This is a genomic window from Pseudomonas sp. p99-361 (assembly GCF_003935475.1).
Taxonomy (GTDB): Bacteria; Pseudomonadota; Gammaproteobacteria; order Pseudomonadales; family Pseudomonadaceae; genus Aquipseudomonas; species Aquipseudomonas juntendi.
In genome coordinates this window covers 38,356-60,070 of the sequence record NZ_RHQO01000015.1, presented here as the reverse complement: position 1 = coordinate 60,070, position 21,715 = coordinate 38,356, and the positions used below count along the sequence as shown (strand labels likewise).

Below are 21,715 nucleotides of genomic sequence, written 5' to 3'. Positions count from 1 at the left end.
CTGTATAAATACTCACCTGCCCAAGCGCCGAACGGTGCATGCGCAAGGCCGACGCGCCGAGCGTGCAAGCTGACGTGGCGGTTGTCAGCGAAATCAAGCGGTGATCAGGATTTCGTCGATCTCGGCAAGCAGCGTGCCTTCGTGGAATATTTCTACGCTGGCGATGGCTTCAGTGCCGGTTGGCATCTCGAAATGCACCTCCTTGTCACACAACACCTGGATGAAGCTGCCGCTTTCCCATTTCAATTCCAGGTCCAGGGCCAGGGTACCCGGTTGCCCGTCGCGCTTGACCAGCACGGGGTTGACGCCAGGGTTGGCGACGGTCACGGTACCTGCAACCCGCACCCGCGCCCCTGGGGGCATCCTGTCATGTTGAGCTTTCCAGTTCTTGCTGTTGATCATGTCTGCAGCTCCATTAGTACGAAGGGCGAAATGCGCCTTCCGACCAGAGCGTGCAACAAGCCCCAGCCCAGCCACAGCATGAAACTTTTCAGCTATGCCAGACCCTGCCATGGCGTGCCAGCAGGCTGGTAGCCTGCTCTGGCCCGTTGCTGCCAGCCGCATACGGGCGTGGGGCCTGGAAGTGTTCTTCACAGCCCTTGATCACGGGGTCGATCCAGGCCCAGGCGGCTTCTACTTCATCACGGCGCATGAACAGCGTGGAGTCGCCCTCCAGCACATCCAGTAACAGGCGTTCGTAAGCCTCCCAGCGGCGCGTCTGGCTGAAAACCTGGGCCAGGTTCAGGTCGAGGTCGACCGGCTCAAGGCGCATGCCCTTGCCAGGGCTTTTGGTCATCATGCGCAGGCTGATGCGTTCCTCTGGTTGCAACTGGATCAGCAGCTGGTTCACCTGGCCACCGTTGAACAGCTCATGGGGCACCGGTTTGAACTGAATGACGATTTGCGACGAGCGCCGTGCCATGCGCTTGCCCGTGCGCAGGTAAAACGGCACGCCAGCCCAGCGCCAGTTGTCGATGTGTGCCTCGATGGCGATGAACGTTTCAGTGTCGCTGTCATTGTCGACGTCTTTTTCGAAGTAATAGGCCGGCACTTCCTGGCCGCCGATGCGCCCCGGGCCGTATTGGCCACGGACCGTCTTGTCCTGCACGTCCTGGCCAGTGATCGGCTTGAGCGCGCGCAGTATCTTCACTTTTTCATCGCGTACCGCTTCGGCCTCGAACTGCGCGGGTGGCTCCATGGCCACCAGGCACAGCAACTGCAGCAAATGGTTTTGCAGCATGTCGCGGATCGCGCCAGCCTTGTCGTAATAGCCGCCCCGGTTCTCTACACCCAGGGTTTCGCACACGCTGATCTGCACGTGATCGACCTGGTTGTTGCGCCACACCGGCTCCAGTAGGGCGTTGGCAAAGCGCAGCGCCATCAGGTTTTGCACGGTTTCCTTGCCCAGGTAGTGGTCGATACGAAATACCTGGAATTCTTCGAACACCGCGCCAATCGCTTCGTTGATGGCGGTGGCCGACTCCAGCGAGTGGCCGATCGGCTTCTCCAGCACGATGCGTGCTTCGCCGTCGGCCAGGCCGGCGGTGTGCAGGTGGTTGGCAATGGGGACGAACAGCTTGGGTGCGGTGGCCAGGTAGAAGATGCGCGTGAGCCCGCCGGGTTCACCCAGGTAGCGCGCCAGGCGGCCGAAATCGGCGCTCTGTGACGCGTCCATGGGGAAGTAGTCGAGGCGTGCGGAAAAACGCTGCCACACTTCTTCGTCAAAGTCGGTACGGGCAACCTGTGCCCGGCAGTGGCGCTCGGCGAGCTTCAGGTAGTCATTGCGTGGCAGGTTGCGGCGGGCCAGTGCGATGACGCGTACTGCAGGGTTGAGGCGGGCCTCGCGGAACAGGTGGTAGAGCGCCGGAAGCAGTTTGTGCAGGGCCAGATCGCCGGTGCCGCCGAATACCAGAATGTCGCAAGGAATAGTCAAACCGCCACTCTCCACGTTCGTTTAACTGGGCGGGTTGGCGTCCATGTAGTATAACTACAAGAAAGCTACAACCCGGCCAGCCGATCATAACCGAGTCCAGCCCGTGAATCTGTTGCAACATATCGCCCAATCGCGCCACCTGCTGCGCAAATCGGAACTGAAAGTGGCCGACCACGTGCTGCTCGACCCGGCTGCCGTCATGCACAGCTCCATGGCCGACCTGGCGCACAGCGTAGGTATCAGCGAACCCACCATCGTGCGTTTCTGCAGGGCCATCGGTTGCACGGGCTTTCAGGACCTCAAGCTGAAGCTGGCGCAGAGCCTGGCCGCCGGGGCCAGCTTCGGCCAGTTCGCCATCCACGAAGACGACTCGGTCGCCGACTACAGCCTGAAAATCTTCGACACCACCCTGCACACCTTGATGGAGGTGCGCGAGCACCTCGACCCGCTGGCGCTGCAGCAGGCGGTGAGCGCCATGGCGCAGGCTCAGCGTGTGGAGTTCTACGGCTTTGGTGCCTCGGGGGCTGTAGCGGCAGATGCTCAGCACAAGTTCTTTCGCCTGCTGCTGAGCGCGGCGGCGTATTCCGACCCGCACATGCAGGCCATGTCGGCGGTGACCTTGAAGCCGGGCGATGTGGCCGTGTGTATCTCCCAGTCCGGCCGCTCCAAGGACCTGTTGATCACCGCCAACCTGGTACGCGAGAGCGGGGCCAACCTGATTACCCTGTGCCCCAGCCAGACACCGCTGGCCGAGTTGTCGACGGTCAACCTGGCGATCGACGTGCATGAAGACACCGAAATCTATACCCCGTTGACCTCGCGCATTGCCCACCTGGTGGTGATCGACGTACTGGCCATGGGTGTGGCCATGGCGCGTGGGCCGAGCCTGGTCAACCACCTGAAAAGCGTGAAACGCAGTTTGCGCAGCCTGCGTTTGTCGCCCAAGTCGATCAAGGCTACAGACGACTGAATTCAGTCTGTGCCGGCCCCTTCGCGGGCTTGCCCGGTCCCACAGGTACTGTGCAATTTGCACAATGCCTGTGGGAGCGGGCAAGCCCGCGAAGGGGCCGGCACCGGCAAAGCAGATTTCACTGTTTTGTCACCATTTCACCGCTAAACCGTAAACCTGCCAGGCCAGTCTGAAGCTCCCGCATCCTATCTGGGAGACAGGCAATGGCTCGTGACTTCGACGGTACGTATCAACCCAGCGCCAAGGCTCGCAAGCAGCAGGAAAAGGACCAGCGCCGCATGGAATACCGGCGGGCGATCGAAAGCTATTGCGACCAGCGTCAATTGCTCCGCGAGCTGGCGGACTACCCAGACCTGCAAGCGCTCACGGTGTGGCAGGCGTCTGCGGCAGCCTCCCCGAAAAACGTTCAACAAGCCCGCTGATCAGCGCACGTTCGCCGCGGATGAACGCCAGAAAGGCCAAGGCCACCGGCGACTGGCGCTTGGCTTTGGCCTGCACCACGCACCAACTGCGGTACAGGGGCAGCTCTTCCACCGGCAGTTCGGTCAGCACGCCGGTGGCCAGTTCCAGGTTCACCGCGTGGCGGGTCAGCAACGCCACCCCGAGACCTGCGATCACGCATTCGCGTTGGGCATCGGCCGACGCCACTTCCAGGGTCTGGGTGAAATGCACACGCTTGTCCTTGAAATATTCCTCGCACGCCTTGCGCGTCCCTGAGCCTTGCTCGCGGACCAGCAGGGTATGCGGTTCCAGATCCTGCAGGCGCAGCTGCTCCAGCTTGCACAGCGGATGCTGTGGCGGCGCCACGGCCACGATCGGGTTGTTGAGGAAGGGCAGAAACTCCAGGCCCATGTCCTGGGGCACCATGGACATGATGATCAGGTCATCGCGGTTGTCGGAAAGCCGCCGAATGGCCTGGGCACGGTTGACCACCGTCAAGGTCAGGTTGACCTCCGGGTGACGTTGCTTGAAGGCCGCGAACAAGTGCGGAACGAAGTACTTGGCACTGGACTCGACCGCCAGCTTCAACTGACCTTGCAATGAGCCCTGCATGTCCGACAGCTGCATGTCCAGGCTCTCCAGCCGGCCGAAGATATCCCGGCTGGCACGCTGCAGGGCCTCGGCTGCTTCGGTCAGGTACAGCTTCTTGCCAACGTACTCGAACAGTGGCTGGCCTATCAGCTCTTCGAGCTGCCGGATCTGTAGACTAACAGCGGGTTGTGTGAGCGCCATTTCTTCCGCAGCGCGGCTGTACGAACGCAAATCACACACTTCGTTGAAGATCTGCAATTGTCGTAAAGTCATACGCATCAAGGACTTACGCATAGTTTTCGGCTCATCGGCAATACCTTGTTACCCAACTATAAGCTTTTGCTAATACAGCCCCTAACAAATATTGATTTTTGTTTATCAACCCATGGCGCTAGGGTGAATACGCGACTGGCCAGCAACGTCTGGTCACGCGCCGACCGGTAGAACCGGCTCGACTGTTCCTACGGCTTTGGGAAGACTCCAGTGATAAAAAAAATCCTGATCGCCAACCGAGGTGAAATCGCAGTTCGGATCGTGCGTGCATGCGCCGAGATGGGCATTCGCTCGGTTGCGATCTATTCCGACGCCGACCGCCACGCCCTGCACGTCAAGCGTGCCGACGAGGCGCACAGCATTGGTGCCGAGCCGCTGGCCGGGTACCTGAACCCGCGCAAACTGGTGAACCTGGCGGTGGAAACCGGTTGCGATGCCCTGCACCCGGGCTATGGCTTCCTGTCGGAAAATGCCGAGCTGGCAGAGATTTGCGCCGAACGCGGGATCAAGTTCATTGGCCCGGCCGCCGACGTGATTCGCCGCATGGGCGACAAGACCGAAGCACGCCGTACCATGATCGCCGCCGGTGTGCCGGTAACCCCGGGCACCGAAGGTAACGTTGCCGATATCCACGAAGCCCTGAGCGAAGGTGACCGCATCGGTTACCCGGTCATGCTCAAAGCCACTTCGGGTGGCGGTGGCCGTGGTATCCGCCGTTGCAACAGCCGTGAAGAACTGGAGCAGAACTTCCCGCGGGTCATTTCCGAAGCAACCAAGGCATTTGGCTCGGCCGAAGTCTTCCTGGAAAAGTGCATCGTCAACCCCAAGCACATCGAGGCGCAGATTCTCGGTGACAGCTTCGGCAATGTGGTGCACCTGTTCGAGCGCGACTGCTCGATCCAGCGCCGCAACCAGAAGCTCATCGAAATCGCCCCAAGCCCACAGCTCACCCCTGAGCAGCGCGCCTATATCGGCGACCTGGCGGTGCGTGCAGCCAAGGCAGTGGACTACGAAAACGCCGGCACCGTGGAGTTCCTGCTCGCCGATGGCGAGGTGTACTTCATGGAAATGAACACCCGGGTGCAGGTGGAGCACACCATCACCGAGGAAATCACCGGCATCGACATCGTCCGTGAACAGATCCGCATTGCTTCAGGCTTGCCGTTGTCGGTGAAGCAGGAAGACATCCACCACCGCGGCTACGCGTTGCAGTTCCGTATCAACGCCGAAGACCCGAAAAACAACTTCCTGCCCAGCTTCGGCAAGATCACCCGGTACTACGCCCCTGGCGGCCCGGGCGTGCGCACCGACACGGCGATTTATACCGGCTACACCATTCCACCGTTCTACGACTCCATGTGCCTGAAACTGGTGGTCTGGGCGCTGACCTGGGAAGAAGCCATGGACCGCGGCCTGCGGGCCCTGGATGACATGCGTGTACAAGGGGTGAAGACCACCGCTGCGTACTACCAGGAAATTTTGCGTAACCCGGAATTCCGTAGCGGCCAGTTCAACACCAGCTTCGTCGAAAGCCACCCTGAACTGACCAACTACTCGATCAAGCGCAAACCCGAAGAGCTGGCCCTGGCCATCGCCGCTGCCATCGCCGCCCACGCAGGCCTATGAATGCAGCAGCAAGCTGTAAGCGGCAAGCTGCAAGTAGAAGCAGATCAGCTTTTTCTTGCAGCTTGTAGCTTCAAGCTTGCCGCTACGAGGAGATAACAATGTCCAAGAAAATTCACGTAACCGACACGATCCTGCGCGACGCCCACCAGTCCTTGCTGGCCACCCGCATGCGTACCGAAGACATGCTGCCGATCTGCGAAAAGCTCGACAAGGTCGGCTACTGGTCGCTGGAAGTGTGGGGCGGTGCCACGTTCGACGCCTGCGTGCGCTTCCTCAAGGAAGACCCGTGGGAGCGCCTGCGCAAGCTGCGCGCTGCGCTGCCCAACACCCGCCTGCAAATGCTCCTGCGCGGCCAGAACCTGCTGGGCTACCGCCACTACAGCGACGACGTGGTCAGGGCCTTCGTGGCCAAGGCGGCAGTCAACGGCATCGATGTATTCCGCATTTTCGACGCCATGAACGATGTGCGTAACCTGCGCGTGGCCATCGAAGCGGTCAAGGCCGCTGGCAAGCACGCCCAGGGCACCATTGCCTACACCGTCAGCCCGGTGCACACCATCGAAGCCTTCGTGAACCAGGCCAAGCAGATGGAGGCCATGGGTTGCGACTCGATCGCGATCAAGGACATGGCCGGCTTGCTGACGCCGTTCGCCACCGGTGAACTGGTCAAGGCCCTGAAGGCCGAACAGTCGCTGCCGGTGTTCATCCACTCCCACGACACGGCTGGCCTGGCTGCAATGTGCCAGCTCAAGGCAGTGGAAAACGGCGCCGATCACATCGACACCGCCATTTCCAGCTTCGCCTGGGGCACCAGCCACCCAGGTACCGAATCGATGGTCGCTGCGCTCAAGGGCAGTGAGTTCGACACCGGTCTGGACTTGGAGCTGTTGCAGGAAATCGGCCTGTACTTCTACGCGGTGCGCAAGAAATACCACCAGTTCGAAAGCGAATTCACCGCGGTGGATACTCGCGTGCAGGTCAACCAGGTTCCCGGCGGGATGATTTCCAACCTGGCCAACCAGCTCAAGGAGCAGGGCGCCCTCAACCGCATGAACGAAGTGCTGGCCGAGATTCCCCGGGTCCGCGAAGACCTTGGCTTCCCGCCGCTGGTCACCCCGACCTCGCAGATTGTCGGTACCCAGGCGTTCTTCAACGTGCTGGCCGGCGAGCGTTACAAGACCATCACCAACGAGGTGAAGCTCTACCTGCAGGGCGGTTACGGCAAGGCCCCGGGCGTGGTCAACGAGCAGTTGCGCCGCCAGGCCATCGGCAGCGAAGAGGTGATCGACGTGCGCCCGGCCGATCTGCTCAAGCCGGAGATGACCAAGCTGCGTGGCGATATCGGTGCCTTGGCCCGGTGCGAAGAAGACGTGCTGACCTTCGCCATGTTCCCGGATATCGGGCGCAAATTCCTCGAAGAGCGCGAAGCCGGCACCCTGACCCCGGAAGCCCTGCTGCCGATTCCGGAAGCCGGTGTGGCTGCCGCCCCAAGCGGTGAAGGCGTACCGACCGAGTTCGTCATCGATGTGCACGGTGAAACCTACCGCGTCGACATCACCGGTGTGGGTGTGAAGGCCGAAGGCAAACGCCACTTCTACCTGTCGATCGATGGCATGCCGGAAGAGGTGGTGTTCGAGCCGCTCAACGAGTTTGTCGGCGGCGGCAGCAGCAAGCGCAAGCAGGCCAGTGCCCCAGGCCACGTCAGCACCACCATGCCCGGCAACATCGTCGATGTGCTGGTCAAGGAAGGTGACATGGTCAAGGCAGGCCAGGCGGTGCTGATCACCGAAGCCATGAAGATGGAGACCGAAGTGCAGGCGGCCATCGCCGGCAAGGTCGTGGCCATCCACGTGGCCAAGGGCGATCGCGTTACACCGGGCGAGATCCTGATCGAGATCGAGGGCTGATTCAGGCCCTCATCTACAAGCGGTTTACCTCTGGGGAGCGGATGCTCCCCTTTTTTTGAGGTTTAATATGCATTTTAATGCAGGAATAGCGTGAATCTTGGATCGTATCTGCATTAAATTGCAGAATTTAAATTGGGACATCAGGGAATCTGCACTATGATGCAGATTCATCAACCGAGTCGGTTGTCCGCATGCGGTAAATTGCAGGTGAACCATGTACAGACTCACGCTTCAACTCCATGATCAGGCGCAGTGGCATGATGCTGTTGCCATCGCCTTTGTCGAGCCTGAAAAGGGCCTCTCCAGCCCCTGCGAGTTTGGCTATACCTCCGAGTACGTCAAAACCCATCTGGAGGCATACGACAGCCTGTTCTGCCAGGCGGCAAGCGCGAGGCTGCCGGTGGATTTTGGTTCTCATCGTCTGCAGCATGCTCCCGCGTTCCTTTACGACATCGCACCCGCCGGTGCCGCCAAGCGCTTCCTGCTCCGGCATATCGGCCGTGAGAAACCAGAAGGCATGGGGGATGACCTGTTTCTCCTGGGGCGGTCCACTCCGGCGCCAATCGGCAACCTGCGCATCAAGGAGTCGGCTGAGCTACTGGATTATGCCGACCCCATCGGGTTTGCCCGTCAGGATGTGATCACCCGCGATCAACGGTTTCTCGAATACGCCTATGAGCGAGGTGCGGCCATTGGTGGCGCGACAGGCGCCGGTGGGGAGGCGCCAAAGCTGTTGATGACCGAGGCAGAAAACGGCCTGTTGTATCCGGACGCGGTGCTGGCGGATGAACGTGCCCGGCGTCACTGGTTCATCAAGTTCGCCAGGAACCAGGCACTAGCTGATGATCAGCAGATACTGCGGGCCGAGTATCTCTACTACAAGGCGTTGCAGCAGCTTGGCATCGAAACGGTGGCCACTGAATACATGGCGCTGGAAGAAGGCTCCAAGCCCAGCCTGTGGCTGGAACGCTTCGACCGGCAGGTTTGCGCGCAGGGTGTGCAACGCTTTGCCGTGGAGTCGATGTACTCCCTGTGTGGCGTGACCGAGCCTGGCAGCCGAATGGGGCACCTGGAGGCGATTGAGGCGCTTGCCGTGGTGTGGAAACTGGCCGGGCAGGGGAGACAGCTGCCTGACCTGGTTGCCGATTATCTGCGGCGCGACCTGATCAACAAGATCCTGGGTAATGCCGATAACCACGGACGTAACACTGCGATCATCCGTACCCGTGACACCGTGCGCCTCGCACCGATCTACGATCTTGCACCGATGGTGATGGATCAGGAAGGGATAACGCGAACGACGAAGTGGCCAGCCTCGATAGAGCGGGCTGGCGATATCGACTGGCAGGCTGCCTGCACTGCACTGGCCGAATTTGTCGACCCGGGCGAAGCTTTTGAGCGTCTGCGGCGGGATGCCCGGCACCTGTTGGCATTGCCGGATATCTTGTCCGCCCTGGGGCTGCCTGATGCGGTGATGAATCACCCGGCAATTGCGCTGGGCAGGCTTGAGCGCCGGATGGTTGAATGGGGGTTGGCATGACGGTTTCCATCGATGCCCGTGGGCTGCTGATCGACGGAGTACGCGAAGGAATCGCCAACGGCAGCCTTGAGCTGGGTGCTGCCGTGCGGCGGCTGCGTGTGGAGGTGGCGAAGATGCAGCAGACTCAGTTTGCACGCATGTGCAAGATTTCCGTGCGTACGCTGATCCAGATCGAGCAGGGCGGTGGTAACCCCACGCTGAACTCGTTGAACGCCGTGTTCAAGCCATTTGGCTTGCAGATGGGGGTCGTCAGGCGCGCGAGTCTGATCAGGTAAGCCACTGCACCGATCACAGGCCCGTGAGCCCGTGACCGGTTGTGCAGGTCAGCTCCTGCGGCAGGCCTCAAGCGTTCGTGCCTGCCCTTGCGGGCGTTGGTTCTCGGCACTCAACCACCGCTCGAAGCCAGCCGCCACCTGCGGCCACTCATCATCGGTAATCGAGTACCACGCCGTATCACGGTTGTGGTCCTTCACCACCAGGTGCTTGCGGAACACCCCTTCGAAGACGAACCCGAACCGCTGCGCTGCACGCTTGGAGCGGGCATTGGCGTTATTGCACTTCCATTCCAGGCGGCGGTTCCCGAGTTCGAAGCTCAGCTTGGCCAACAGGTAGACGGCCTCGGTACTCCTGGGTGTGCGCTGCATGGGCGCGCCGAAGGCGATGTGGCCGATCTCGATGCGGCCATGATCAGGCACGATCGACATCAGGCTGAGGATGCCCTGAGCCTTGCCGCTGGCGCGGTCGATCACGGTGAAATACAGCGGGTCGTGGCCGGCGGCGTTACCTTGTAGCCAGCGGTCGAAGGCAGCGCGTTCGGTAAACGGGCCGTAGGGCAGGTAATCCCACAGTACCGGGTCGGCGCCCGGACCTTGCAGGGCAGCCCAAAGGTCGTCGCCGTGGCGCACCGGGTCGAGTTTTTCCAGGCGGATGAAGCGCCCGTCGATGGGCTCGGCCTTGGGTGATGCGGCGGGTTTCCAGTGCAGTGCGTCAGTCATGTGGCCTACAACCCTTTGCGGAATTGGATGAAGCCCGGGCGCTCGGCAACCTGCTCGTACAGGCTGATGGCGGTGGCGTTGGTTTCGTGGGTCAGCCAGTGCACCTTGTTGCAGTTGTCGGCCTTGGCTGCAGCATAGACATGTTCGATCAGCTGGCGGCCGATGCCCAGGCCCCGCTGTGCGCTGTGCACGTAAAGGTCCTGCAGGTAGCAGGCATTTTCGATGCTCCAGTTGGAGCGGTGGTAGATGAAGTTGACCATGCCCACGGCCATGCCATCTACCCAGGCCAGGGCCGAATGGGTTGGCTCGTTGGGGTCGAGCAGGCGCTGCCAGGTACTGAGGCTGACGTCATCGGCCAGTTCGGTTTCGTAGAAGTGCAGGTAGGCCTGCCACAAGGCATGCCAGGCGGCGTGATCTTGAGCGGTGACAGGGCACAGGGTAACGCTGGGCATTGGGCTACTCCTTCACAGAAGGCGCATGTGCGCGGCAAGTTGGTTGTCCAGGTGATCGGGGCTGGCGCTCAGGCTTTCGCGCACGCCGGCAATGTCCTGCTCAGCGCGGTTCTGGCTCAGCTTGCGCGCGCCTTGCAACCGCTGGATCGGCAGGCGAATGCCAACAATGGCGCGGAGCATGCCGTCGATGTAGTCGGCGGGCGCATCGCTCACCTGCCACGGCTCACTGCGGCCGTGCTCATGGCGGTCGGTGAGCCGGCTGACAATCGCCAGCAATGGCTCGGCGTCGTGGATCACGTCGGCTACCCCATAGCCGTGCACGGCCAGGTAATTCCAGGTTGGCACCACCTTGGGGTTCTCGGCCTTGCTCGGGTAGTAGCCGGGGCTCACATAGGCATCGGCCCCGGGAAACACCAGCAGCGCTTCGGCCCCCCGCGCCAGGTCCTGCCACTGCCGGTTGGCCCTGGCCAAGTGGGCGTACACGGTGCCGAACTCGCCTTCTGCGGGGTCGAGCAGCACCGGCAAGTGGGTGGCCAGCAGGCCCTGCTCGCCATGGCTGACCAGCACGGCCAGACGCGTGTCGAGCATGTGCCGCTGCAGCCGGGCGAGGTCGTGTTCCTGGTGAGGCTTACTGTTGTACATGGCCTGAGTCCTTGTCGAATGGTCCCATCCTAGGCAGGCTAATGGTTCTGGGTAAGAGCCATTACTGCCTGTTTTCATAGGTCCAATGCCATGCACGAAAAGCCCCTCATCCTGCCTTTCGACCCGGCCGGGATTTCGCTCGATCGCCGCCGCGGGTTGAGCCAGCAGCTTTACCAGGCGCTACGCGAGCGGGTGCTGGACGGGCGGCTGTGCAGCGGCACACGGCTGCCTGCCACCCGCGACCTGGCAGCCGTGCTGGGGCTGTCGCGCAACAGCGTGGTGCGCGCGTATGACCAGTTGTACGCGGAGGGCTATATCGAAAGCCGAGTCGGTGACGGCACCTACGTAACCCGGCTGCCGAAACTATCCACACAACTGTCCACAGGGTTATACCGGGGGTTATCAACAGGTTTATCCACATTTGGCCAGGAAAATACTGAGGATTTATCCAGCCAGCGCAGCTGGAGCGAGCCTTTGCAGCGCCTGAAAAATCACCATCTGCCGCCCCCCAAACAGGGCGCGCCGCGGGCTTTTCGTTTGGGGATACCTGCCTTCGATCTGTTCCCCTTCGACGTTTGGGCCAAGCTGCAAGCGGGTTTCTGGCGTAACCCTGCGCCTGCACAGCTGGGTTATGGCGACCCGGCGGGTGAACCGGCACTGCGCGAGTTGATCGCCGCCTACTTGCGGCGCTCGCGGGGGCTGACCTGTACCGCTGAGCAAATAGTGATCACCAGTGGCGCGCAGCAGGCCATAAGCCTTTGTGCACAGTTGCTGTTGCAGCCCGGCGACCGGGTGGCTGTGGAAAACCCGGGCTACCGGGCGGCGGCGCACGCCTTTTCAGTGGCGGGTGCTCAGGTCGCCGGCGTGCCGGTGGATGAAGAGGGTATGGATTGCGCACGGTTGGGCCAGTTGCCGCGTTGCCGGTTGGCCTATGTCACGCCCGCCCATCAGTACCCGACCGGGGTAACCATGAGCCTGGCCCGGCGCCTGGCGTTGCTGGGCTGGGCAGAACGCAGCGATGGCTGGATCATCGAGGACGACTACGATGGCGAGTACCGTTACAGCGGCGCGCCCCTGGCCCCGCTGGCTGCACTCGATCGGGCCGGCCGGGTGTTGTACGTGGGCACCTTCGGCAAGATCGCCTTCCCGGCGCTGCGCTTGGGTTACCTGGTGTTGCCGGCGCAGTTGGCACAGGCCTTCAGCCAGGGTAAGGCGTTGGCAGTACGGCATTCGGAGGTCAGCACCCAGTGCGTGATGGCCGAGTTCATGGCCCGTGGGCATTTCCAGCGGCATATTCGCCGCATGCGCAAAGCGGCGTTGAACCGGCGCAATGTGCTCAAGGCCGGCTGGCCTGTGGATATTGCCGGGCTGGGTAGCATGCCCGCAGTGGCCGCTGGGCTGCACGTGAAGGTGTCTGTGGATAACTTTGCGCGTGAACAGGCGCTGGTGGCCAAGGCAGAGGCGGTCGGCGTTGAAGTGACAGCATTGAGCAATTTCTGGCTGGCCGACAGCGAAGTGCCTGTGGATAAGCGTGCAGGTCTGGTGCTGGGGTTTGCCGCGGTCCCGGAGGGCGAGATTGCCGCGGCATTGATGAAATTGCGCAAGGCGTGGCGCAAGGGTTGAGGCTGCCTGCCTCTTCGCGGGTAAACCCGCCCCCACAGGTATGGCCGGGTGGTCTCAGGTGCGGCGCATATCCTGTAGGAGCGGGTTCACCCGCGAAGGGCTGCAAGGCAGCCCCAACTGCGTCAGGTCCCCGACTTGATCCGCGTCCAGGCCCGGGTTCGCGCCCGCTCGGCCTCGCGCTGCAACGGCTTGAGCGTGTAAAGCTTGGCCATCGCCTCCGCCGTCGGGTACAGGTTGGGGTTGTTGCGAATCGCAGGGCTCACCTTGTCGGTGGCATCCTTGTTGGGGTTCGGGTAGCCGACAAAATCGCTGATCGGCGCAATCACCTCCGGCCGCAGCAGGTAGTTGATGAATGCATGGGCGTCTGCCGGGTTGGCGGCATTCTTCGGAATCGCCAGCATGTCGAACCAGATCGGCGCGCCTTCCTTCGGCAGGCGCATGTCGACCGTCACACCATTTTTCGCTTCGCGGGCGCGGTTGGCAGCCTGCGAGAAGCTGCCGCTGTAACCCACCGCCACGCAGATATCCCCATTGGCCATGTCAGCCATGTACTTCGAGGAGTGGAAGTAGGTGATGTACGGGCGAATCTTCAGCATCAGCGCTTCGGCCTTCTTGTAGTCGGCCGGGTTGTCGCTGTTCGGTGGCAGGCCGAGGTACTGCAGGGCCAGCGGCAGGATCTCCGACGGCGAGTCGAGCAGCGCTACCCCGCACTGCTTGAGCTTGGCGATGTTCTCTTCCTTGAAGATCAGGTCCCAGCTGTCCACCGGCGCGTTATCGCCGAGCGCGGCCTTGACCTTGGCCGGGTTGAAGCCGATCAGCACGGTGCCATACATATAGGGCACGGCAAACTTGTTGCCTGGGTCGTTGGCCTCGATCAGCTTCATCAGCGCAGGGTCCAGGTGTTGCCAGTTCGGCAGCTTGCTGCGATCCAGCGGCTGGAACACCCCGGCCTCGATCTGCTTGGCGAGGAATACGTTGGATGGCACCACCACGTCATAGCCGGAGTTGCCGGTGAGCAACTTGGCCTCCAGCGCTTCGTTGGTGTCGAAGATGTCGTAGATCAGCTTGACGCCGCTGTCCTTCTGGAAATCGGTCAAGGTCTGCGGGGTGATGTAGTCGAACCAGTTATACACACGCAGGGTGCGCTGCTCGGCGTGCGCCTGCAGGGCACCGGTGAACAGGGTGGCAGCGATGAACGGGGCGAGCAGACGCTTGAGTCGGACCATTACCGGGCTCCTGGCTGAGCGCGCTGGAAACCTTCCAGCACATTGACTGCGTTGATACCAATTTCTTCCACAGCGTAGCCGCCTTCCATCACGAACAGGGTCGGCTTGCCAAGCTGGCCGATACGCTTGCCCATTTCCAGGTAGTCGGGGCTGTCCAGCTTGAATTGCGAGATCGGGTCATCTTTGAAGGTGTCCACACCCAGGGAGACCACCAGTACGTCGGCGTCATAGCTGGCGATGCGCTGGCAAGCCTCTTCCAGGGCAGCGCTCCAGGCAGACCAGTCGCTGCCGGCGGGCAGCGGATAGTTGATATTGCAGCCCTCGCCGGCGCCTTCGCCGGTTTCGTCGGCATAGCCGAGAAAGAACGGGAATTCGTCCTGCGGGTCGCCGTGGATCGAAGCGAAGAACACATCGTTGCGGCGGTAGAAGATGTCCTGGGTGCCATTGCCGTGGTGGTAGTCGACATCGAGGATGGCAACCTTGCGCCGACCCTGGTCGAGGAATGCCTGGGCGGCGATGGCGGCGTTGTTCAGGTAGCAGTAGCCACCCATCACTTCGCCGGCGGCGTGGTGCCCTGGTGGGCGGCACAGGGCAAAGGCGCTATGCGCGCCTTGCTGGATCGCTGCCTGGGCGGTGAGGGCGACCTGGGCGGCACTGTAGGCCGCCTGCCAGGTGCCGGCGGTGATCGGCGCACCGGCATCGAAGCTGTAATAGCCCAACTCGCCGTGCAGGCCGGTAGGTTTTACCTGACGCAAGGTGCGTGCAGGCCAGGTGAACGGCAGCAGGTCGCCTTCCTGGCCCAGCGCCGCCCAGCGCGCCCAGGCGCCTTCGAAAAAGTCCAGGTAGTCGGCGCTGTGGATGCGCAGCAAGGGCGCGCGGCCGAAGTCGGTAGGGCCCTGGATGTCACCGAGGTTGCGTTTTTTGACCTGGTCGAGCACATGGTCAGCGCGCGAGGGCATTTCGAAACACGGCATCAGCTTGCCGTCGATCAGCTCGCAGCGGCCATGGTGCAGGCGGTGATCATCGGAATAGATCGTCAGCATTGTTGTTCTCCGGTGGGGACTGGCGTGGGGCCATTTTCAGCGGTGGGCCAGTGGCGGAGAACGACGCAACTGGCCAAAAGGGGATCGATGTGGCCAAGCTCTATGGCCGGGTTTTCCTGTGCTGGCTGCTTCGCGGGCGAGCCCGCGAAGCAGCCAGCACAGGTCAACCGCGGAAATGGCTGGGCGCTACACCACTCCAACGCTGAAAGGCATGCCGGAAACTGGCCGTTTCGCTGAACCCCAGGGTTTCGGCAATGCGGTAGATTGGCATCTGCTCATCGGCCAGCAACTGCTTGGCCCGCTCGAACCGCAGTTCGTCCAGCAACTGCTGGTAACTGCTACCCAGCGCCTGCAAATGCCGGCGCAACGTGCGCGACGAGCAGTTCATCTGCCGTGCCAGCCCGTCCAGCCCTGGCGCGGCGTCCAGTTGTTGCGTGAGCAACTGGCGAATCCGCCCCAGCCAGGCCTGGCGACCCGTGAATTCGAGGTTCAGGCGCCGGCAGCGTTCGCTCATGGCTTTGTGGGTGATCGGGTCAGCCAACGGCAGCGGCGTATCCAGCCAGCGCCGCTCGAAGGCAAAGGCATTGTCTTGCGCCGCAAACACCACTGGGCACTGGAACGCACCGGCATAGCGTGCATGGTAGTCAGGCCGAGGGTGCTCGAAGCGTGCCCCCAACAGCGGCAGCGGGCGGCCAAGCAGGTCGTCACAGATGACTTTCAGCGAAACCAGGCAGAACTCGGCATTGAAAGCGCTCAATGCCGGGTTGTCGTGGTACTCGCTGGCGCTGAACCAGACGCGTTGGCCATCGTCGCGCAAGCGCAGCGAGAAGACTGTTCCCAGCAGTGCCGGATACTGCAGCGCCAGGCGCAGGGCGTCACCCAAAGTGGCACTGGAGAGCAGGGCGTAACCGAGCATGCCATAGCACGACACATGCATGCGCTGGCCCAGCTCCAGGCCGATGTCTTCGCGCCGGGCCACGGCGTTGGCACACACTTGCAGTTCCTGCTGTGTGGTGATGCGCGCGTCGGCGTGCCCCAGGTCTGCCGGGCCAATGCCGCTACCGGCGAGCAGCGCCGAAGCCTCAGCACCGTCTGCCTGGAAGACGTTGAGTATCAGCGAAACCGCGTTGAGGGTGGTCAGGTGGCTGTGCAGCATGCTGGGTAATCCCGTGGGCCTGGAACACATTATGGAGCAAGTTGTGTGCCGATATTCAAAGGCCGCAGTGCAGCCCCTTTGCGGCGCCAGGCCGCTCCCACGTCTACCGGTGTAGGCAGGGCACGCGCCTGCGCAAGCCAGCAGGCAAAAAAAAGCCCGGTGCATAAGCCCGGGCTTGGAAAGGTTGAGAGGTGTCTAGTCCCTTAACCTGGTGAGACAGTGTGCAGCAGCCGGTTACGCCTTCAGCGGAACCAGGCGTGGCGCGATCATGTTTTCCGGACGCAGGATGTCGTTGAGCATTGCTTCGTCCAGCAGCTTCTCTTCACGCACCAGTTCCAGCACGCCGCGGCCGGTTTCCAGGGCAACGCGGGCGATACGGGTGGCGTTTTCGTAGCCGATGTATGGGTTCAGGGCGGTGACCAGGCCGATCGAGTGTTCGACCAGCTCACGGCAGCGCTGCTCGTTGGCGGTGATGCCGACGATGCAGTGCTCGCGCAGCATGTCCATGGCGCGTTGCAGCAGGCGGATCGAGTCGAAGATCTTGTAGGCGATCAGCGGCTCCATGACGTTCAGCTGCAGCTGGCCACCTTCGGCAGCAACGGTCAGGGCCAGGTCGTTGCCCATGATGGCGAAGGCGACTTGGTTGACGGCTTCCGGGATAACCGGGTTGACCTTGCCTGGCATGATCGAGCTGCCTGGTTGACGCGCTGGCAGGTTGATTTCGTTGATGCCGGTGCGTGGGCCGCTGGACAGCAGGCGCAGGTCGTTGCAGATCTTCGACAGCTTGACCGCGGTACGCTTGAGCATGCCGGAGAACAGCACGAAGGCACCCATGTCGGAGGTGGCTTCGATCAGGTCGGCAGCCGGTACCAGCGGCTGGCCGCTGATGATTGCCAGGCGTTGTACGGCCAGGGCCTGGTAGCCAGGGTCGGCGTTGATGCCGGTGCCGATGGCGGTACCGCCCAAGTTGATTTCGGTCAGCAGCTCCGGCGCCAGCGAGCGCAGGCGCTGCAGGTCTTCGGTCATGGTGGTGGCGAAGGCACGGAATTCCTGGCCCAGGGTCATCGGCACGGCGTCCTGCAGCTGGGTGCGGCCCATCTTCAGTACGTGGTCGAATTCCTTGCCTTTGGCGGCGAATGCCTGGATCAGGCTTTCGAGGCTGGCCAGCAGGGCGTCGTGACCCAGCAGCAGGCCCAGGCGAATGGCCGTCGGGTAGGCGTCGTTGGTCGACTGCGCCATGTTCACATCGTTGTTCGGGTGCAGGTACTGGTACTCACCCTTCTGGTGGCCCATGGCCTCCAGCGCGATGTTGGCGATGACTTCGTTCGCGTTCATGTTGGTGGACGTACCGGCGCCACCCTGAATCATGTCGACCACGAACTGCTCGTGGTAGTCGCCCTTGATCAGGCGGCCGCAGGCGGCGCTGATGGCAGCATGCTTGGCATCGCTCAGGTGCCCCAGCTCACGGTTGGCGTCGGCAGCAGCCTGCTTGACCATCGCCAGGCCCACTACCAGTTTCGGGTAGTGCGACAGCGGAACACCGGAGAGGTGGAAGTTGTTGGCAGCGCGCAGGGTCTGGATGCCGTAGTAAGCATCGGCAGGTACTTCCAGGGTGCCCAACAGATCTTTTTCGACGCGGAACGATGCAGCAGCGGACATGATGTATATCATCTCGATGTTGAACCGGCACATGCCGGAATGGCGCCAATCCTAGGCCTTAAGGGGATTTTGCGGCCAATGCTGTTGCACGCTAACCTATGCACAAACGGCATAGTGATTATGTGACGCCAATCGAAATTCGAGCGTGTTCCATTTTGGTGCACGACGGGAGATGTGCTTCGTGAACCTTGAAAGCAAATGGCTGGAAGATTTCAGTGCGCTGGCCGCCACCCGCAGTTTTTCCCAGGCGGCAGAGCGGCGCTTCGTCACCCAACCGGCCTTCAGTCGGCGTATCCGCAGCCTTGAGGCAGCGTTGGGCCTGCAGTTGGTGAACCGTTCCCGCACGCCGATAGAGCTGACCGAGGCAGGGCAGCTGTTTCTGGTTACCGCGCGCACGGTTGTCGACCAGTTGGGTGAAATTCTCCGCCATTTGCATCACCTGGAAGGTGGCCAGGGGGAGGTGATTCAGGTGGCTGCAGCGCACTCGTTGGCGTCGGGCTTTTTCCCGCGTTGGGTAGCGCAGCTGCGTAATGACGGCCTGAATATCGCCACCCGCTTGGTTGCGACTAACGTGGGGGATGCCGTGCATGCACTGCGCGAGGGCGGTTGCGACCTGATGCTGGCGTTCTACGACCCAGACGCCGCCTTGCAGATGGATGCCGAGATTTTCCCGTCGCTGCACATGGGCAATACCGAAATGGTGCCGGTATGCGCGGTGGGCGCCGACGGCAGGCCCATGTTCGACCTGGAAGGTGAAAGTAGCGTGCCACTGCTGGCTTATACCGCCGGGGCCTTCCTCGGGCGGTCGGTCAACCTGCTGCTGCGCCAGCGCAATGTGCGGTATACCACCGTCTACGAAACCGCCATGGCAGACAGCCTGAAGAGCATGGCGCTGGAAGGCATGGGCATTGCCTGGGTGCCCCGGCTTTCGATGCGCGGCGAGCTGGAACGCGGTGAGTTGGCGATCTGCGGAGGCAGCCAGTGGCACGTACCACTGGAAATCCGCCTGTACCGCTGCGCGTTGGTGCGCAAGGCCAATGTGCGGCTACTTTGGCGCAAGCTGGAAAATACGCCTGCGCCGGAGTGAGCCTCTTCAGTTACGAAGCGCGTGATCAAGGTGATTGGCGATGGCCGCTCTGTTCTGGTCGCTGTAGCGGTAGCAATTGGCCCGAAGCGAGAAGCGGTCCGGATAGACGAAGGTCTCGCATGGCCATGGGTTGTAGCGTAACTCTGCTGCCTCGTGAGTGGCGTTCATCAAGTGACCCAGTTCATGCCCCAGGGTGCCATAGCTGGCCATGGAGGCGATCGCGTGGGCATAGCCCAATTTGGCCAGGCCAAGGTGTTCTGCGCCTTCGCTGTTGAGGCCGAAACTATCGCGCGTCAGCAAAATCGATTTCTGCCACCTGAACTGTGGACGCGCTGCAGCGCTGAAGACCCTGTGGGTATCTTCTGGAGGCATCTGGCGATAGGGAATATCAGTGATGCCTGCAACATCACGCTTGAAGACGATTTCAATTGAGTGATTGCTGATTCTGCGCATTTCTTCCAGCCACGGTTGCACGTAGTCTTTATCGATCTGTTTGTCGCTCACATCGGCTAGTTCATCGTGCGGATAGATAGTAACCACCAAGGTTCTCGCAGCCCATGTGGGGGAGGCCTGAAGGGCCATCGTCATGCAAAACAGCAGTGAGGTGAAAAATGGTCTGGCCATCTTTTTCTCCAAGAAGTTTGAACAGGGGTGTTCAATCCTCTTGCAACTGCCGTTAGGCATCGCAGCCGGAAAAAGTTGTCCCGCGAGACAGCTTGCCCTTTTATCTGTCATGTGCTTGCAGGGGTGGGCGGCCCGCCTGCAAGTACGCTACAATCCCGCGCCTTCGGCCACCGGGCCGATTAGAATCCGTATGACAAGCCACGCCGGCCTACCCGCGTGGCTTGTTGCTTTATAGCGCGCCAGAAGGCGCTTGCAGGAGAGGCTCGACGATGAGTGCACTGGTTGGCGTGATCATGGGCTCCAAGTCCGATTGGTCCACCCTTAGCCACACCGCCGATATGCTGGAAAAACTCGGCATTCCCTACGAAGTGAAGGTGGTGTCCGCCCACCGCACCCCGGATCTGCTGTTCCAGTACGCCGAAGAGGCCGAGGGCCGGGGCATCGAGGTGATCATCGCGGGTGCTGGTGGTGCTGCCCACCTGCCGGGCATGTGCGCCGCCAAGACCCACCTGCCGGTGCTGGGCGTGCCGGTGCAGTCGTCGATGCTCTCGGGCGTCGACTCGCTGCTGTCGATCGTGCAGATGCCAGCCGGCGTACCGGTTGCCACCCTGGCCATAGGCCGTGCCGGTGCAGTCAATGCGGCGCTGTTGTCGGCCAGCATCCTGGGTGCCAAATACCCGCAATTCCACGCTGCGCTGAAGCAATTCCGCACGGAACAGACCGACACCGTGCTGGACAACCCAGACCCGCGCCAGGCTTGAGGCTCAACCCATGAAGATCGGTGTAATCGGTGGCGGCCAGCTGGGCCGCATGCTGGCCCTGGCGGGTACCCCGCTGGGCATGAATTTCGCTTTCCTCGACCCGGCGCCGGATGCTTGCGCTGCGCCTCTGGGCGAGCACCTGCGGGCCGATTACGGCGATCAGGAGCACCTGCGCCAGTTGGCTGACGAAGTTGACCTGGTGACCTTCGAGTTCGAAAGCGTCCCGGCCGAAACCGTGGCCTTCCTCTCGCAGTTCGTACCGGTCTACCCCAGTGCCGAAGCGCTGCGCATCGCCCGTGACCGCTTGTTCGAGAAGAGCATGTTCCGCGACCTGGGTATCCCTACCCCGGCTTTCGCCGACATCCTCTCGCAAGCCGACCTGGACGCCGCAGTCGCCAGCATCGGCCTGCCGGCCGTGTTGAAAACCCGTACCCTGGGTTACGACGGCAAGGGCCAGAAGGTGCTGCGCACGCCTGAAGACGTGGTTGATACCTTCGCCGAACTGGGCAGCGTGCCCTGCCTGCTGGAAGGCTTTGTACCCTTTACCGGCGAAGTCTCGCTGGTGGCCGTACGGGCCCGTGATGGCGAAACCCGCTTCTACCCGCTGGTGCACAACACCCACGAGAGCGGCATCCTGCGCCTGTCGGTGGCCAGCCAGGCACACCCGCTGCAGGCTTTGGCTGAAGACTATGTAGGCCGTGTACTGCAAAAGCTGGAGTACGTGGGCGTGATGGCGTTCGAGTTTTTCGAAGTCGACGGTGGCCTGAAGGCCAACGAAATCGCCCCGCGCGTGCACAACTCCGGGCACTGGACCATCGAAGGTGCCGAATGCAGCCAGTTCGAGAACCACCTGCGCGCGGTGGCCGGCCTGCCGCTGGGCTCCACCGCCAAGGTGGGCGAGAGTGCGATGCTCAACTTCATCGGTGAAGTGCCTGCCGTGGACAAGGTGATCGCCATCGATGGCTGCCACCTGCACCACTACGGCAAGGCTTTCAAGGCCGGCCGCAAGGTTGGCCACGCCACCCTGCGCTGCCACGACATGGCTACCCTCGAGCGCAAAATTGCCGAGGTAGAGGCCCTGATCAGCAACTGATCGAACTTCTACCAGCGGCTTGCCCTCTGAAATGGCAACAAGTCGAAGCGCTGTCTAGGCTTTGGCTTGTGCC

At 61.9% G+C, this 21,715-nt stretch carries 21 protein-coding genes; 10 read left to right on the top strand and 11 right to left on the bottom strand.

Annotated features, from left to right (window positions below; genetic code table 11):
• Positions 1 to 93 precede the first annotated feature (93 nt).
• Together EGJ22_RS09515 and zwf are read right to left on the bottom strand one after the other, a co-directional pair.
• Positions 94 to 402: a hypothetical protein gene (locus EGJ22_RS09515; protein ID WP_029886453.1), complete on the bottom strand. Its 309-nt coding sequence runs from the start codon at positions 400 to 402 to the stop codon at positions 94 to 96.
• An 88-nt stretch (positions 403 to 490) separates the two neighbouring features.
• Entirely contained in the window at positions 491 to 1,933 is a 1,443-nt protein-coding gene (gene zwf / locus EGJ22_RS09510; protein ID WP_029886452.1) for a glucose-6-phosphate dehydrogenase, read from the bottom strand.
• Between the two features lie 103 nt (positions 1,934 to 2,036).
• Between zwf and hexR the strand changes: the two genes are divergently transcribed.
• Positions 2,037 to 2,903, top strand: coding sequence for a transcriptional regulator HexR (gene hexR, locus EGJ22_RS09505; protein ID WP_009683527.1), 867 nt, complete (start codon positions 2,037 to 2,039; stop codon positions 2,901 to 2,903).
• Between the two features lie 203 nt (positions 2,904 to 3,106).
• The gene (locus EGJ22_RS09500) at positions 3,107 to 3,325 is read left to right on the top strand and encodes a PA3496 family putative envelope integrity protein (RefSeq protein ID WP_080709225.1); all 219 of its coding nucleotides are present in this window, start codon (positions 3,107 to 3,109) and stop codon (positions 3,323 to 3,325) included.
• Here the strand turns inward: EGJ22_RS09500 and EGJ22_RS09495 are convergent.
• Positions 3,267 to 4,214 (bottom strand): LysR family transcriptional regulator, encoded by a 948-nt coding sequence (locus EGJ22_RS09495; protein WP_161891643.1) that lies wholly within the window; start codon positions 4,212 to 4,214, stop codon positions 3,267 to 3,269. The two genes, EGJ22_RS09500 and EGJ22_RS09495, sit on opposite strands and share 59 nt — an antisense overlap.
• 204 nt (positions 4,215 to 4,418) lie before the next feature.
• Between EGJ22_RS09495 and EGJ22_RS09490 the strand changes: the two genes are divergently transcribed.
• From EGJ22_RS09490 to EGJ22_RS09475, 4 genes are all read left to right on the top strand, one after another.
• A complete protein-coding gene (locus EGJ22_RS09490) occupies positions 4,419 to 5,834 on the top strand; it encodes an acetyl-CoA carboxylase biotin carboxylase subunit (protein ID WP_009684483.1) in 1,416 nt (471 codons plus the stop codon).
• A 98-nt stretch (positions 5,835 to 5,932) separates the two neighbouring features.
• Positions 5,933 to 7,741, top strand: a complete 1,809-nt coding sequence (gene oadA, locus EGJ22_RS09485; protein WP_029886450.1) for a sodium-extruding oxaloacetate decarboxylase subunit alpha — start codon at positions 5,933 to 5,935, stop codon at positions 7,739 to 7,741.
• Positions 7,742 to 7,955: 214 nt separating this feature from the next.
• Positions 7,956 to 9,281 carry a type II toxin-antitoxin system HipA family toxin gene (locus EGJ22_RS09480; RefSeq protein WP_029886449.1) on the top strand — a complete coding sequence of 442 codons (1,326 nt, stop codon included), beginning with the start codon at positions 7,956 to 7,958 and terminating at the stop codon, positions 9,279 to 9,281.
• Positions 9,278 to 9,556, top strand: a complete 279-nt coding sequence (locus tag EGJ22_RS09475; RefSeq protein ID WP_009684487.1) for a helix-turn-helix domain-containing protein — start codon at positions 9,278 to 9,280, stop codon at positions 9,554 to 9,556. Before EGJ22_RS09480 ends, EGJ22_RS09475 begins: the two co-directional genes overlap by 4 nt.
• 48 nt (positions 9,557 to 9,604) lie before the next feature.
• Here the strand turns inward: EGJ22_RS09475 and EGJ22_RS09470 are convergent, their stop codons facing one another.
• Genes EGJ22_RS09470 through EGJ22_RS09460 form a run of 3 tightly spaced genes read right to left on the bottom strand, consistent with a single transcriptional unit; the run spans position 9,605 to position 11,370 of the window.
• A complete protein-coding gene (locus EGJ22_RS09470; RefSeq protein ID WP_029886448.1) occupies positions 9,605 to 10,276 on the bottom strand; it encodes a GNAT family N-acetyltransferase in 672 nt (223 codons plus the stop codon).
• A gap of 5 nt (positions 10,277 to 10,281) precedes the next feature.
• On the bottom strand, positions 10,282 to 10,728 hold the full coding sequence (locus EGJ22_RS09465) for a GNAT family N-acetyltransferase (RefSeq protein WP_009684489.1): 447 nt from the start codon (positions 10,726 to 10,728) through the stop codon (positions 10,282 to 10,284).
• A gap of 12 nt (positions 10,729 to 10,740) precedes the next feature.
• Positions 10,741 to 11,370, bottom strand: a complete 630-nt coding sequence (locus EGJ22_RS09460) for an FMN-binding negative transcriptional regulator (RefSeq protein ID WP_029886446.1) — start codon at positions 11,368 to 11,370, stop codon at positions 10,741 to 10,743.
• A 90-nt stretch (positions 11,371 to 11,460) separates the two neighbouring features.
• On the opposite strand from EGJ22_RS09460, the gene EGJ22_RS09455 reads away from it, so the two are divergent.
• Positions 11,461 to 12,993 (top strand): PLP-dependent aminotransferase family protein, encoded by a 1,533-nt coding sequence (locus EGJ22_RS09455; protein WP_029886445.1) that lies wholly within the window; start codon positions 11,461 to 11,463, stop codon positions 12,991 to 12,993.
• A gap of 122 nt (positions 12,994 to 13,115) precedes the next feature.
• Here EGJ22_RS09455 and EGJ22_RS09450 read toward each other — a convergent pair whose 3' ends face one another.
• From EGJ22_RS09450 to aspA, 4 genes are all read right to left on the bottom strand, one after another.
• A complete protein-coding gene (locus EGJ22_RS09450) occupies positions 13,116 to 14,219 on the bottom strand; it encodes a polyamine ABC transporter substrate-binding protein (protein ID WP_029886444.1) in 1,104 nt (367 codons plus the stop codon).
• Complete coding sequence (locus EGJ22_RS09445) at positions 14,219 to 15,262, bottom strand: histone deacetylase family protein (RefSeq protein ID WP_029886443.1); 1,044 nt, start codon at positions 15,260 to 15,262, stop codon at positions 14,219 to 14,221. Before EGJ22_RS09445 ends, EGJ22_RS09450 begins: the two co-directional genes overlap by 1 nt.
• Before the next feature lie 163 nt (positions 15,263 to 15,425).
• Positions 15,426 to 16,418 carry an AraC family transcriptional regulator gene (locus EGJ22_RS09440; protein WP_029886442.1) on the bottom strand — a complete coding sequence of 331 codons (993 nt, stop codon included), beginning with the start codon at positions 16,416 to 16,418 and terminating at the stop codon, positions 15,426 to 15,428.
• A gap of 234 nt (positions 16,419 to 16,652) precedes the next feature.
• Entirely contained in the window at positions 16,653 to 18,077 is a 1,425-nt protein-coding gene (gene aspA, locus EGJ22_RS09435) for an aspartate ammonia-lyase (RefSeq protein WP_029886441.1), read from the bottom strand.
• Positions 18,078 to 18,258: 181 nt separating this feature from the next.
• Between aspA and EGJ22_RS09430 the strand changes: the two genes are divergently transcribed.
• Positions 18,259 to 19,164: a LysR substrate-binding domain-containing protein gene (locus tag EGJ22_RS09430; RefSeq protein ID WP_161891645.1), complete on the top strand. Its 906-nt coding sequence runs from the start codon at positions 18,259 to 18,261 to the stop codon at positions 19,162 to 19,164.
• Positions 19,165 to 19,170: 6 nt separating this feature from the next.
• Here the strand turns inward: EGJ22_RS09430 and EGJ22_RS09425 are convergent, their stop codons facing one another.
• The gene (locus EGJ22_RS09425; protein ID WP_029886440.1) at positions 19,171 to 19,788 is read right to left on the bottom strand and encodes a hypothetical protein; all 618 of its coding nucleotides are present in this window, start codon (positions 19,786 to 19,788) and stop codon (positions 19,171 to 19,173) included.
• A gap of 269 nt (positions 19,789 to 20,057) precedes the next feature.
• Here EGJ22_RS09425 and purE point away from each other — a divergent pair, with 269 nt between their 5' ends.
• Both purE and EGJ22_RS09415 read left to right on the top strand, forming a co-directional pair.
• Positions 20,058 to 20,549, top strand: coding sequence for a 5-(carboxyamino)imidazole ribonucleotide mutase (purE, locus tag EGJ22_RS09420; protein WP_009684500.1), 492 nt, complete (start codon positions 20,058 to 20,060; stop codon positions 20,547 to 20,549).
• 10 nt (positions 20,550 to 20,559) lie between these two features.
• Entirely contained in the window at positions 20,560 to 21,642 is a 1,083-nt protein-coding gene (locus EGJ22_RS09415; protein WP_029886439.1) for a 5-(carboxyamino)imidazole ribonucleotide synthase, read from the top strand.
• The last annotated feature ends 73 nt before the right edge of the window (positions 21,643 to 21,715 follow it).

Excerpts from the sequence above, each read along its gene's own strand:
- EGJ22_RS09495 (WP_161891643.1), bottom strand. The coding sequence starts at position 4,214 with ATGCGTATGACTTTACGACAATTGCAGATCTTCAACGAAGTGTGTGAT.
- aspA (WP_029886441.1), bottom strand. The coding sequence starts at position 18,077 with ATGTCCGCTGCTGCATCGTTCCGCGTCGAAAAAGATCTGTTGGGCACC.
- EGJ22_RS09515 (WP_029886453.1), bottom strand. The coding sequence starts at position 402 with ATGATCAACAGCAAGAACTGGAAAGCTCAACATGACAGGATGCCCCCA.
- oadA (WP_029886450.1), top strand. The coding sequence starts at position 5,933 with ATGTCCAAGAAAATTCACGTAACCGACACGATCCTGCGCGACGCCCAC.
- EGJ22_RS09440 (WP_029886442.1), bottom strand. The coding sequence starts at position 16,418 with ATGCTGCACAGCCACCTGACCACCCTCAACGCGGTTTCGCTGATACTC.
- EGJ22_RS09445 (WP_029886443.1), bottom strand. The coding sequence starts at position 15,262 with ATGCTGACGATCTATTCCGATGATCACCGCCTGCACCATGGCCGCTGC.
- EGJ22_RS09470 (WP_029886448.1), bottom strand. The coding sequence starts at position 10,276 with ATGACTGACGCACTGCACTGGAAACCCGCCGCATCACCCAAGGCCGAG.
- EGJ22_RS09415 (WP_029886439.1), top strand. The coding sequence starts at position 20,560 with ATGAAGATCGGTGTAATCGGTGGCGGCCAGCTGGGCCGCATGCTGGCC.
- EGJ22_RS09455 (WP_029886445.1), top strand. The coding sequence starts at position 11,461 with ATGCACGAAAAGCCCCTCATCCTGCCTTTCGACCCGGCCGGGATTTCG.
- EGJ22_RS09425 (WP_029886440.1), bottom strand. The coding sequence starts at position 19,788 with ATGGCCAGACCATTTTTCACCTCACTGCTGTTTTGCATGACGATGGCC.
- EGJ22_RS09460 (WP_029886446.1), bottom strand. The coding sequence starts at position 11,370 with ATGTACAACAGTAAGCCTCACCAGGAACACGACCTCGCCCGGCTGCAG.
- EGJ22_RS09465 (WP_009684489.1), bottom strand. The coding sequence starts at position 10,728 with ATGCCCAGCGTTACCCTGTGCCCTGTCACCGCTCAAGATCACGCCGCC.
- EGJ22_RS09475 (WP_009684487.1), top strand. The coding sequence starts at position 9,278 with ATGACGGTTTCCATCGATGCCCGTGGGCTGCTGATCGACGGAGTACGC.
- EGJ22_RS09480 (WP_029886449.1), top strand. The coding sequence starts at position 7,956 with ATGTACAGACTCACGCTTCAACTCCATGATCAGGCGCAGTGGCATGAT.
- EGJ22_RS09500 (WP_080709225.1), top strand. The coding sequence starts at position 3,107 with ATGGCTCGTGACTTCGACGGTACGTATCAACCCAGCGCCAAGGCTCGC.
- purE (WP_009684500.1), top strand. The coding sequence starts at position 20,058 with ATGAGTGCACTGGTTGGCGTGATCATGGGCTCCAAGTCCGATTGGTCC.
- EGJ22_RS09450 (WP_029886444.1), bottom strand. The coding sequence starts at position 14,219 with ATGGTCCGACTCAAGCGTCTGCTCGCCCCGTTCATCGCTGCCACCCTG.